The organism is Colwellia sp. BRX10-4 (genome assembly GCF_014077465.1).
In the GTDB taxonomy this organism is placed as follows: Bacteria; Pseudomonadota; Gammaproteobacteria; order Enterobacterales; family Alteromonadaceae; genus Colwellia_A.
On record NZ_JACGVZ010000003.1, the window covers coordinates 18871 to 31124 of the forward strand.

The window sequence follows — 12254 nt, forward strand, 5'->3', positions numbered from 1 at the left end:
TTAAAAACAATAAAAGCTGACCGTAAAAATAAATACTATTTGGTCATAATTTAATCGAGGGAAATATAATGTTGAATAAAAAAAGTAATATATTAATGATCTGTACATTGGCAATATCTGGTGCAGCTAATGCAAATTATGAATACAAAATATCAGATAATGAAAGCATTACATTTGGTGGTTACATCAAAGCTGATGCCCGTTATGTTGATGGTAATATCGCTGCGACAAACTACTGGTATGGAAGTGGCTCTGTATTAACCGAAAGTAATTCGAATATAAATATTTCAGTGAATGAAACTCGTTTTAATACAAAGTATGTTCATGGTGATGTTATTGGATTTATTGAAATGGATTTCTATGGCGATGCGGTAAAAGGTGGGGGAAATGAAATAATATCTAACTCATCAAACCCTCGTTTACGACATGCTTTTGTTAAGTACAAAAATATTTTAGTTGGGCAAACATGGACCACTTTTCAAAATACGAGCGCTTTGGCAGAAGCCGCTGATTTTGGTGGGCCACTAGTCGCCTCTGCATTTATAAGACAAGGACAAGTACGTTATACACTTGGTGGATTACAGGTTTCCATAGAAAATCCTGAAAGCTTCGGTGGTCAAAGCGGTAATGATAAAGTACCCGATTTAATTGCTAAATACACATTTAAAGGTGACTGGGGGAATATTTCAGTTTCAGGTCTCGCAAGACAATTACAAACAATAGGTGGAAACACTGAATCAGCCTTTGGGTATGGTGTAGCAGGACGAATAAAGACAGTGGGTAAAGATGATTTTCGTTTTCAATTTCATTCAGGTAATGTTGGACGATATGTAGGAGTGGCCGCCGCAACTGATTTAGTGGGCGAAGAAGCTGAGAAGTCAACATCTTTCATGGTTGCCTATCGACATTTTTGGACTGATGATACGCGCAGTTCCGTTTTTTACGGAAATACCACCACAGATTTATCTGATCGAGATAGAAGCCATTGGGGTGTGAATATTTTCAAGAATTATACCAAAGAATTATCCTTTGGCTTAGAGCTAGGTAATTTTGAAATAGCAGAACAAGAGGCTGATTCTGATTACGTACAATTATCTACTAAATATGTATTTTAACTTTTATTACGTTTACTTATAGTCACTCATATCTAAAATGATTCTCCCTATTTTATCAATGACCTAACTGATAGTTGGTTAGGTCATTTTTTTAGTATGAGATTATTAAGTGCTGTAAATATGAGTTCAAAAAATATATGTCTGAATTTATTTTATATTTTCGTGTTTTCTACTTTTAATATTGAAAGCTCAAGTTATACCAAACCAGAGTAAAAATTAAAGCTTAGCTACTAGAGTTAATAAATGAACTTAAGAAACTTACAGATAAAGCGCCGATTACAACTGAATTTAGTACTTGTTTTTATATCCTTTACACTTTTTATTATTCTGACTTTAAACACATTTAAAACATCTCTTTTGGAACAAAAATACGAAAAAACACAAAATGTTGTTGAAGTTGCATACAAAGTAATTGAGTACAACTTCTCTCGTATAGCGTCTGAGGGCATTTCAACGGAACAAGCACAAAAAGATGCCATGGGTGTAATAGGGGCACTCCGTTACGATGAAACTAATTACTACTGGATAAATGATTATACGGCTAAGATGGTTATGCACCCAATTAAACCAGCATTGATTGGCAAAGACCTTTCTGGTTTTCAAGATCCCAACGGAACTCAATTATTCCAAAATTTTGTGAACATAGTGAATAAACATGGTCATGGGTTTGTACCTTTCCTGTGGGCAAAACCTGGGTTTGATGATCCTGTAGATAAAATTGGCTATGTAAAAGGTTTTAAAGAATGGGACTGGATTGTTGGCACAGGTATTTATTTAGATGATTTGGATGCAGAGTTTTCATCAATGGCAGCTCTCAACGTCACCATTGGTGCAATTTCCTTTGCCATATTCACCATACTTACCGTGCTGATTCAACGTTCAATTGTTCTTCCATTAAATGAAACAGTAGAAATGATAACCAATATAAGTGAAGGTGAAGGCGATTTATCTAAACGTATTCAAATCCAAGGTGATGATGAATTAACGCTATTAACCAGCGGTTTTAACACTTTTTCAGAAAAAATTAAAAACCTTGTTAATGATGTTCAACAAACCTCTGACAAAGTGAAAAATAATGCTGAGTCGTTAGACAAACTTAATCAAAATGCTAAACAGCTAGCAGAAGAACAAAACGAACAAACAGTTCAGTTAGAGCTTTCAATAACCGAAATGCAGCAAACGATCAACGAAATTGCACAGAATGCAGAAAGTGCTGCATATGAAACGTGTGAAGGAAATATTATCGTCAAGAAAGGTCAAAAAATAGTATTAGAAACAGTAAGTGAAATAAAGTTACTGTCCGAAAACGTACAAGACGCCTCTCAAGTTATTCAATCCCTCGCTCAGGAATCAGAGAACATAGGTGGGGTGCTAGATGTGATTCGAAGTATTGCAGAACAAACCAATTTGCTTGCACTAAATGCAGCTATTGAAGCGGCTCGTGCAGGAGAGCAAGGTCGAGGTTTTGCTGTTGTAGCTGATGAAGTAAGAACATTAGCCAGTCGAACAGGAAAGGCGACTGAAGAAATTCAAATAATGATCCAAAAACTACAACAAGGGAGCCATTCAGCTGTATCGGTAATTGAAAAAAGTGCTGAAAAAGCCATTGCAACTACTAGGAATGTCAATCAAGCTAATGAATCATTACACGACATTTCCGAAGTAATTCAACGTATCAACGATATGAACTTACAAGTTGCAACCGCAGCTGAAGAACAATCACTATCAGCGAATGAAATCAATGAAAGTGTAAAACGCATCGCAACGTTATCGCATCAATCATTAATAGATACAGATTCTACTGCAGAACGTTCTGCTGAACTCAATCGAATGGGTGAAACTTTATCAGCACAACTGAGTTCATTTAAAATTAAATAATCATGATGAACTTCAATCTAGTTTAATGGTTAATAATCTTAGCATTGAAGGTTTGTGCACATACTTCTTAATTCTCACCTGTTGGCACAGGATGGACATTGAATATAGATACGCTAAACTCAATACTAGTGAGCACTACATAATAGAAATACCGCCATTTTCTAATATAAAATAGGAATAACCTGCATGAAGGTACAACGGAGAATTTGGTTCGGTTATAGCATTACTTTGATATTTTTTTTAATTGTCACGTTGGTTGGAAATTATACATATAAACAACTACAGATAGCTAACCAGTGGGTTACGCATACTCATAAAGTCTTGGGAGCGCTCGAAGCAATTACGTCAGTAATGAAAGACGCTGAAACAGGTCAGCGAGGATATTTACTAACCTCAAAAGAAAACTATCTAGAACCCTATAATTCAGCATTGTTGAACATCCCATTAAAATTGAAAATCATCGAAAACCTCATTGATGACAACCCTCAACAGCAGAAAGAGATCAATCAAATAAAAGTCTTAGTAGATAGGAAAATGGCAGAGTTAGATGAAACAATTCAGCTACACCGTTCTGGCAGAGCTGAGGAAGCGCTAAAACTTGTTCTTACTGATCAGGGTAAAAACATTATGGACGATATACGTGTTTCTTTTGAAGAAGTGCTAGCGGTCGAAAACAATCTTTTAGCGTATAGGAGTGCAGTGTCAAACCAAGCAGTTGATTATTCAACGTGGATTATTTATGGCGGCAGTTTCTTTATACTACTTATAGCTGGGTTAGTCGCTTATTTAACGTCCAAAACCATTGGCCAAGAATATATTAAATTACAAACAACACAGAAATCTCTATTTACCACAAATCAGGAGTTGGTACTAAAAACAACGAAGCTAAAACAATCTTATGAAGAGATATCTGCATTTGAATTAAAAATTAAAAAGGAAAAAGAAAAAATATATATGGCAACAATTCATAGTGCTCAACATGTCACTAATAATTTACTAAATCAGCTGATGATTGTTAAACACGGAATTGAAGAAACCCCTCAATTTGATGCAGATATTTCATCAATGTTCGATGAGATGCTAACTGAAGCTAAATCATTAATGTTCGAGTTATCTTCTGTTGATAAAATTGAGGATGAAAAGATAAGACAATCTGTAAAACCAATATAAAACCTGACAATTCAAGGAAGAATGCCCTGAAGGAATTAAGTCAAAGTCACTCCGTATTTTGTTTAACTTTAACTGCCGATTGCTTATTATCCTGGATGATAAATCAATTATGGTAAAATTAATTTTCTAAAATAGCACCATTAGTTGTCAGCTTTCTTGTCAAAGTTAACATCAAGTGTTCGATGAGCAACGGCAGTAATAAGCTTACTCCAGTCCCTCAAAAATATAGTGATTATTGGTAAAATGTCCCCTGAATTTTTAGTTGTTTTACAAATGCTAAAGTCGGCTACTGGCTAGCTGAAGAAGTCTCTAATGATCACTAGCTTAATGTTAACAATGATACGAAAGAAGACTTTAGCCTTAGATTATCTAGCGACATTTGAACCGATGAAAGTCAGCCATGCGTTAGATAATAGAATTGTTCTAAACTCCATCAGAAATCTATAAAGTCAAAAATTCTAATTTGATTAGAAAAAGCAAAGCGGACATTAGATTAATATGACTTCAGGTATTAAATTCTGTGGTGCTTCGGCGCACAAAACGCCTTATAATTTTGGATGACTTAGTTAAGGTTTTATGGTGTCAGCCACACAAAAAACCTATCATAGCTAATCACCCACGGCTAATGTCTAAAAAGCCCACAAAGTGGAAACCGCGCGAAGTTAACTCGGTCTTATAAGGATTGCTTAATTGTCTTTGGGTCTTCGAGGGTGAAGTATGAGGGATAATTTCTTATCGATACGCTTTAACCGATTTAATGTACTTTTCATCATCATTTTTTCTATGACATCACTTTATTTTAGTGAACATTGGTCAATAGTTAGTAAACAAACCATCACCATCCATTATCTGCATTGCCGATCATTCAGCCTTACTCATCTGTCATAGCTAACATAGCGGTTTAGGTGGTGCTCGCGGTAAATATAAATGAAGCAATATTTCAGTAACTACTATGCCAGCGCCACAACATGGCCAAGAAAAGGAAGGTAATGGCTGATGCACTTTTGCCTCGTCATTTTTATTTTTATCGCTTTCAACTATAGCTACGTTAACATTCAGTAATTGACGTGCTTTATCCAAGTTCTTTTTACGACCCATAGACCATAATGTCGAATACGGTGAAAACCACTCGGTAATACATGTAATAAGAAATGTCGGATTAACTCACCTTGTGTTAGGGTAATAGTGCGGTTCCTATTTTGCTCTTTCACACAATAGTTCTTCCACTTGAAAATCACCGTTTTTTTATCCATAGCAACCAATCGAGAATTCTCAATAACGACACGATGGGTATAGCGAGATAAATAAGCTAATACCGCTTATTCCCCCGCAAAGGGTCGCTTAGCATAAACTACCCATTCCACTTTACGTTACTTATTTAGTAACACCAAAAAGGCTTTTTCCTCCTTAATAAGCAAACAATCACCAAAAAATAATCACTTATTTTGCTCATAGGTTTTACGTAACATCTCACAATATAACCACCGAAAGAGGCGTGATAACACGCGCACAGGCAAGAAAAACTCTGATTTCACGATACTCAACCTTCACCATTCAGTGATAAACCACTACCATGTATGTAGGACAAAGGTAACGCCTAGGCGAGCACCTAAGTGTCTTTTGTCAACGCCAATCGTTAACAGCGTTAAGCAGCTTTTGGTTAAATTAGATAATAAAATTTATTGTCAGATACAGATTTGACACTGGATTTTGGTGATATCCTTGGATTGGTAGGACCTAGTGGCTGAAGGTAAACCACATTACTTAACACTATCGCGGGCTTTAATAAACTCAACACGGGTGAATTAAATATAAAGAGTGATCATTCAACTCTTGCTAATTCAATTGTTCAAGACGATGTTATCACCATCACACAATTTAATCATATAGTTCCTGAACATCGTAATATTGGGATGATTTTTCAAGATTATGCTTTTTTCCCTTACCTAACCTTTGAAAAAGCGTCTTTTTTGGTATTGGTAAACTGCCGAAAAAGAACAAAAATCTCGAATTACTGATTTGCTGCACTTACTTAAGTTAACAGGGTTAGAAACAAGGCATCCACATCAATTATCTGGTGGGCGACAGCAAAGAGTTGCTATTGCTCGAGCATTAGCACCTCGGCCGACCTTATTATTGCTTGATGAGCCTTTTAAAATATTGATGCCAGTTTACGTAATGAATTAAAGTTAGAAATGCGTCAAATTTTAAAGCAGTGAAATATGAGCGTAATATATGTTAGTCATAATAAAGACGAAGTCTTTACTTTTGCTGATAAAATAGCGGTGATGCATCAGGGAAGTATTATCCAAACAGGCAGTCCTGGGAATGTTTGCCAATCACCCAACAGTTGGCAAACTGCTGATTTTATTCAATTAGGTAGCTGGATACCGGTAAAAGCGATAAAAGGTCAATTTCAATCAGCGATAGGGGAATTCCCTCTGACTGAAGACTTTGCTTTAAAAGTAAACACTGATACATATCAAGAGAGTTCTCAAACACTACAATTGCTACTCAAGCCTCAATCTATTGAGTATTTTGAGGATGGGTCTGAGGAAAATAATATAAAAGTCGATAATATTTCTTTCACTAACAGGGGGTTAATTATTCCTTTAGTCGTATTGAAAGCGATCCCTCTTTGTTATTTGAACAGCTAAGCTTTTATAGCTATACTTTATTAGCATCCGATAAAAAGATAACGATAAAAATTAAGCTTCATCACTATCAATTTTTTGGGTGTTATAATGATATTTTAAGCTAACCCTAAACTGGCTTGTTCTCAAAAAAACGTCTAATCTTAAGATTATTTTGCAATCATTAAGTCTATAAATTATTTCAACTCACACTAAAGCTTTCTCTAAAGCGATTAAAAGAAGATGTAAATAATTGGAATTAACCCGCCTAGCATAATCAACCAGCCACGTCTTAAGCTCCATGCACTATACTTTCCTTTCACCATAAAAAGTGCGGATAAAGCCAAAAAAATCAGTAAACCTGCATAAATATCAGAAAATACAATCCAACCTTTTTTGGCCTCATTCAAATGTAGCGTGTTAAATTGTTTAAAAATAACACGCTCCTGAATATGCTCATAAACAGCAGTTTTTTTAGCAAAATTAGCTGTTATTGCCCCGCCATCGTTGAAAAACAACTTGTATTGGGCTATCGATTCCCAGTAAGTTGCTTTTATCGGAGCACTATTAGGAAACAATGCCAATAACTCAGTATTCAATTGTTTATCTGGTAAGTCACTATTGGTAAAAAATGCTTTTTCAGTACGCTCAACGATATAATTAGGGTTCCAATCACCAGCATGGTTTAAAGCAATACCCGATATAGCGAATACAATAGTAAGCCCAATACATAAATAACCAATATCTCTATGTAATGTTCTATTTAATTTATACCAGTTAATTGAACGTTCCTTAGTCAAGAACTTTTACCCCTATTGGTGCCAGTTGATAAATAGACATGGCGACAGTAATATCTTCTGTTGCTATTGTTTCTCCGCGACGCTTAGCTAACGTTGCTTTATAGCTTTTAGTTTGTTCTAAGCTTAATTCAATTGCCTGTAATGTACCGGTAGCAACTGCTTGACGACCTTTTGCCAGTAATGGGAATACCATATCTCCATCACGAACTTTAATACGCAATTTTTCAAATTTTGCGTCTGAGGCTATATCTGCCCAACAACCACGACGAGTACAAACACCCACTATAGTGCCTGAAATTGTAATTTCTTTATCGATATACTTTTCTGGATTTTCTAGCAATGTAGAAATACTCACCATAGCTTTTTCATTTACCGCTTCACCAAAAAAAAGTTCTTTTGCAAAGACTGAGGTTGAGAGAATTAGTGTGATAAACAGTATTGATACTTTATTTATAATTGTCATGTTAGTTCCAAGTTTAAGTTTAAGTCGAGCAAAAATGCTCATGTTACATTTTATAAATTATTATCTCCAATAATCCCTAAGGCTGGTGGTGCAGTGATAGCTTTTAGGAATTCAATCAATGATGAAATTTCTTCACGTGTTAGTGAAAGTGGTTTCAGCAATATAGAGGTTTCTGGTGATAGAGGGTCATCTATTTTCTTTTGAAAGGGGATCCCCCCCGCATTGTAAATATTTAATATACTTTCCATGTCAGAAAATAAGCCGTTGTGCATCCAAGGTGCCGTATTCATTATTCCTCTCAACCCGGGTGTTTTAAACTTACCAACATCGTCAGGTAATTGGGTATAGTTATAACGTCCGAGATCTTGATGTTTTCTTTTATAATAGGTTAAACCAAGGTTATGAAATTTTTGATCTGAAAATGTTGCCCCATGATGGCAATTCATACATCTGGCTTTGGTACGAAATAAGTGCATACCTAAAATAGCTTTATCCGACATAGCCGCGCGATATATTTTTTTCATTCTTTCTTGCTTTTGTTTAGGAGCGAGTAAAAATCGATCAAAATCACTTCGTCGAGAAACTATGGTTCTTTGGTATGTCGCAAGTGACTGCCCTATGAGCTTAGCTGTAACCTCACTTTGACCAAATGACGCCATAAACGCTTTTGAATAGGAGGGGTCTTTATTCAGCCTTTGTTCAAGTTCAGGTAAAGTGAAATTCATTTCTATTGGGTCTTGAATTGGCATTAACGCTTGCTGTTCTAATGTTTCGGCGCGTCCGTCCCAGAAAAAATGTTCATTATAAGCAACATTTTCAAGCGTGGGCGAGTTCCTTTTACCGCGCTGGCGATTATGTCCAAAGGACGCTTTTCTACCGTCGGCCCAACCCAAATCAGGATCATGGCAACTGGCGCAAGCTATTTGTTTTGACCGTGATAAATTGCCATCATTAAATAGACGTTTTCCTAATTGAAATTTTTCTAGACTATAAGGATTATTTTTTGAAAATTTAATTGGTAATAATAAGCCAATTTCTTTTGCCTCAACGCCTTCATCAATATTAGCTTTTGGCCAAAACTTAGGGGCTTGGCTGTAAATGTCCCTAAGTTTATCCATATCAGCGGCTAAAGTAGAAAAGATCGCGACAAAACAAAAAAAATATATTATTCCAACAAACAAAAAATTAATAGTCATCAATTTTTTATAATATATTACTGAAGTGTTAACGTTTCACCTGTTGAGTCTGATTGAACCAATTTCTGCGCTTCTTGATACTGTTTCTCTGTTGATACAGACCAACAAGCTGATTGTTTTTTTTCCATCGATTTAATCAACACAACTTCATAAAAATCAGCTCTTCGCATAAACTCTGCTGCATTGATGTCTTTATCTGCATGATAACAAAACTGCCCAAAACTGATTGTTGCTGCCATTAATATACTCACATTATTCTCCTAATAATCATAACTTATACCTAGCCAAAATCTTCGACCAAGCTCCAAACCGGTTGTATAAGGACTCACCTGATAAGTCCGTTTATTCAGTAAGTTTTCACCATCAAAACTTAAGGTTATTTTACTCTCATCAGGTAGCTGCCAGTCATACCGAACACTGCCACTTAAAAGCCAGAAACCAGGGCGTTCTGACAAACGATAAACCGAATACTCGCGTTTAATGGGGGCACATCCATCACAAATACTGGTCGCTTCTTTTATTGAGTTTGTTTGACTCGTTGGGTAAATGGCATCTTGCTTGCCGTTATAACGGGCATAAGCAGATAATCCCCAAGCACCCCAATTGCCTCCCCAACTGAGGTTAGCCACAATAGGTCGATTCGCATCTTGCGACTCTAAAGTAATATCGTGACGAGTAATGAGTTCATAATAAGTTGTTAATTCATTTTTTTCATTTTTTTTATCTGTGCGTAAGAACACTAATTCACTATCATCGTAGTTATAATTTAACGTCTTGGTAGAAAGGTTATCGCCGGCGTCTTCAATAGTAGTATCACCATCAAAATTTTTCCGGCTGGTGGTATTACTTGCATGAGAAATATTAAATTCAATATGCTGGTTCGAAAACTGTGCCATCCATGATACTGACCAACGGCTATAATCATTATTGCCGTCATTACCGGCATATAAAATAGCTTCTCCTGAATCATTGTAGCCTTTGATACGATTAATACTATTTTTGTTCGCTCTATTGATCCATTTAACCTCGGCGGTTCCACCCAATAAAGGTTGTCGATAGGCCACGGTTAATTCGTCGCTAAAAGGTGTTTTAGTGTCTTTGTATTCATATAAATAACCTTTTTTTAACAAAGCAGCTTTCCATTGTTGTGGTCGATTATTTAATATTGAACGGACTTCATTATTAACAGGTTGCATCGCCTGATTGAGTTTATAGCTTGCTAAATCACTTTGGTAATAACGATTAGTACCGAAAATCAATTGATAGCCATCGATAAATTCATAGTTAACTCTAAATCGAGGGGCGATGTTATGATTCTTAAAAAAATCGTTATAGTCGTATCTGACACCAATAGCAACTTGCACATCCTTAAAAGTAATCGCATCTTCTGCGTAAGTAGAAAAGTAACTAATATCTGCTTTAGCACGAGATTTTACTGATACTTGGCGTGTTTGAAATAACTGTCCTGTGGTTAATAAATTATCTTGATAAAGTAAAAAATCAGCCGCATTAGATAAATCTAAAGGGTTTCCTCGTTCAGCTTCTATGACTTCAAGAGGTCGTTTAAATGTTGTTTCAATACAATCATTAGCATAGCCATTGCAAGCAATCTCTGGCGAGATAACTGAACCATTATAGACAACAGAGTCTTCTAACCTGTCAAACACGGTTTGTTGATACTCTACTTGAAAACCAAAAGATAAGTCATGGAAACCAAATCCTTTCCAAAGGCTAGGCAATTCGAAGTCTTGTTTAAAACTATAGGTATCTTGTGTTTTTTTAATATCACCATATCCGCCCTCTAAACTTGAAGTAGAACCGTTATATTCGCCCCAGCGCTTACCTGGAATATTGGCCCATACATACCAAGCAGATCTTGTATCCTTGGTATTTTGGCTCTGACGCCAATCAAGCTGGGTATCCATATATCCCCAATTCCTGTCAGCTTGCCATTGTGCCATAAAGGATTGACCACCACCGTCAATGTCATAGTCACTGTTTAAGGCATTAACATCAAAATATAGGCCTTGATAAGGTGCATGTAAATAACGAAAAATCAGTTGATCTTCAGGGGTAATATCGTGATGGTATTTGAGTAATCCATTATAATTAGTTTGTTTCTGCTCTCTTAAAGTACCGAGTTGATTTAGCGATTCTTTAGACTTTAGCACTTGGAGTTGCGCAACAATGCCACTGTTTTGTGAAACAGGCATTGAGAGGTAAGCATTAAAATCTTTTTTATTGAAGGTTGCTGTTTCTAAGATGTCTTCGCCACTATAGTCAGGCGCATAAAATTTGTGATATTCAACATACTGATCAGCTGTTTGGCGATAACTGATACCATAGCGAGTTTTATTACCTGCGTTTTGTGTTTTTGCTAACACTAAACCGCCAGAAAACTGTCCATACTTGGCGGGTATATTACTGTCATAAACTTCAACTTGTTCTAATATTTTTAGGTTTACAAAGGCTTCTTGGCTATGGCCTGAAACATCATTCGCTAAATTGCGATCGACTTGTGCATTTCCGGTACTTAATCGAGAATTATTACTTACACCATCAATTTGATAACCAGACTGATAACCTTGGGCACCTGAGATGGACACTTCACTTGGCTTAATGTTAGTCACTTGGCTAGCTGAATAAGCTGATTCACTATATTGTACGCCGGGTAACAGAGCGATCACGTCATTTAAATTACCATTACCAAATAGATACTCTTTCAACATTTTTTTATCTAAGGTATACACACCTTCGGCAGACGTTGATATGGGGGTAAAGTTGCTGCCAACAACCTCTATATGTTCTATGTAAAGTTCACATTCATCACTTTGTTTAGTACATGATTTTTTATTCGCTATATAAACACCGTTCTCAAACGTTTCCAGAGGAGAACTATTAGCTTTGATTACTCTGTTTTCTTTATTTACCTCTTGAGCCAAAGAGGTCGGCATAGCCAGCATAAAGCTGACCATGCCTAGCATAATATAAACCTTCAT

The 12254-nt window shown here is 36.1% G+C and carries 12 protein-coding genes; 5 read left to right on the forward strand and 7 right to left on the reverse strand.

Translation table 11 applies throughout. The annotated features are described in order from the left end of the window. Nucleotides 1-68 precede the first annotated feature (68 nt). The 3 genes from H4J67_RS04155 (at nucleotide 69) to H4J67_RS04165 (ending at nucleotide 4163) form a co-directional block, all read left to right on the forward strand. Nucleotides 69-1115, forward strand: coding sequence for a DcaP family trimeric outer membrane transporter (locus H4J67_RS04155; protein WP_182202937.1), 1047 nt, complete (start codon nucleotides 69-71; stop codon nucleotides 1113-1115). A 243-nt stretch (nucleotides 1116-1358) separates the two neighbouring features. Continuing rightward, nucleotides 1359-2993 (forward strand): methyl-accepting chemotaxis protein, encoded by a 1635-nt coding sequence (locus H4J67_RS04160; protein ID WP_259368490.1) that lies wholly within the window; start codon nucleotides 1359-1361, stop codon nucleotides 2991-2993. 186 nt (nucleotides 2994-3179) lie between these two features. Next, nucleotides 3180-4163: a CHASE3 domain-containing protein gene (locus tag H4J67_RS04165; RefSeq protein ID WP_182202940.1), complete on the forward strand. Its 984-nt coding sequence runs from the start codon at nucleotides 3180-3182 to the stop codon at nucleotides 4161-4163. 888 nt (nucleotides 4164-5051) lie between these two features. On the opposite strand, the gene H4J67_RS04170 is transcribed toward H4J67_RS04165, so the two are convergent. Together H4J67_RS04170 and H4J67_RS21160 are read right to left on the reverse strand one after the other, a co-directional pair. Then, nucleotides 5052-5243, reverse strand: coding sequence for a hypothetical protein (locus H4J67_RS04170; RefSeq protein WP_182202942.1), 192 nt, complete (start codon nucleotides 5241-5243; stop codon nucleotides 5052-5054). Further along, nucleotides 5219-5425 carry a transposase gene (locus H4J67_RS21160; protein ID WP_404842777.1) on the reverse strand — a complete coding sequence of 69 codons (207 nt, stop codon included), beginning with the start codon at nucleotides 5423-5425 and terminating at the stop codon, nucleotides 5219-5221. The genes H4J67_RS04170 and H4J67_RS21160 overlap by 25 nt, the downstream gene beginning before the upstream one ends. Before the next feature lie 757 nt (nucleotides 5426-6182). Here H4J67_RS21160 and H4J67_RS21165 point away from each other — a divergent pair. Both H4J67_RS21165 and H4J67_RS04185 read left to right on the forward strand, forming a co-directional pair. Next, nucleotides 6183-6350 (forward strand): ATP-binding cassette domain-containing protein, encoded by a 168-nt coding sequence (locus H4J67_RS21165; RefSeq protein ID WP_182202944.1) that lies wholly within the window; start codon nucleotides 6183-6185, stop codon nucleotides 6348-6350. 35 nt (nucleotides 6351-6385) lie between these two features. After that, the gene (locus tag H4J67_RS04185) at nucleotides 6386-6820 is read left to right on the forward strand and encodes a hypothetical protein (RefSeq protein ID WP_182202946.1); all 435 of its coding nucleotides are present in this window, start codon (nucleotides 6386-6388) and stop codon (nucleotides 6818-6820) included. A gap of 209 nt (nucleotides 6821-7029) precedes the next feature. Here the strand turns inward: H4J67_RS04185 and H4J67_RS04190 are convergent, their stop codons facing one another. The 5 genes from H4J67_RS04190 to H4J67_RS04210 form a co-directional block, all read right to left on the reverse strand. After that, complete coding sequence (locus H4J67_RS04190) at nucleotides 7030-7596, reverse strand: hypothetical protein (RefSeq protein WP_182202947.1); 567 nt, start codon at nucleotides 7594-7596, stop codon at nucleotides 7030-7032. Then, a complete protein-coding gene (locus H4J67_RS04195; protein ID WP_182202949.1) occupies nucleotides 7589-8059 on the reverse strand; it encodes a DUF4920 domain-containing protein in 471 nt (156 codons plus the stop codon). The genes H4J67_RS04190 and H4J67_RS04195 overlap by 8 nt, the downstream gene beginning before the upstream one ends. Before the next feature lie 50 nt (nucleotides 8060-8109). Then, entirely contained in the window at nucleotides 8110-9177 is a 1068-nt protein-coding gene (locus H4J67_RS04200) for a cytochrome-c peroxidase (protein WP_182202951.1), read from the reverse strand. Between the two features lie 95 nt (nucleotides 9178-9272). Next, nucleotides 9273-9506 (reverse strand): hypothetical protein, encoded by a 234-nt coding sequence (locus H4J67_RS04205; RefSeq protein ID WP_182202952.1) that lies wholly within the window; start codon nucleotides 9504-9506, stop codon nucleotides 9273-9275. Between the two features lie 9 nt (nucleotides 9507-9515). Then, nucleotides 9516-12254, reverse strand: a complete 2739-nt coding sequence (locus H4J67_RS04210; RefSeq protein WP_182202954.1) for a TonB-dependent receptor — start codon at nucleotides 12252-12254, stop codon at nucleotides 9516-9518.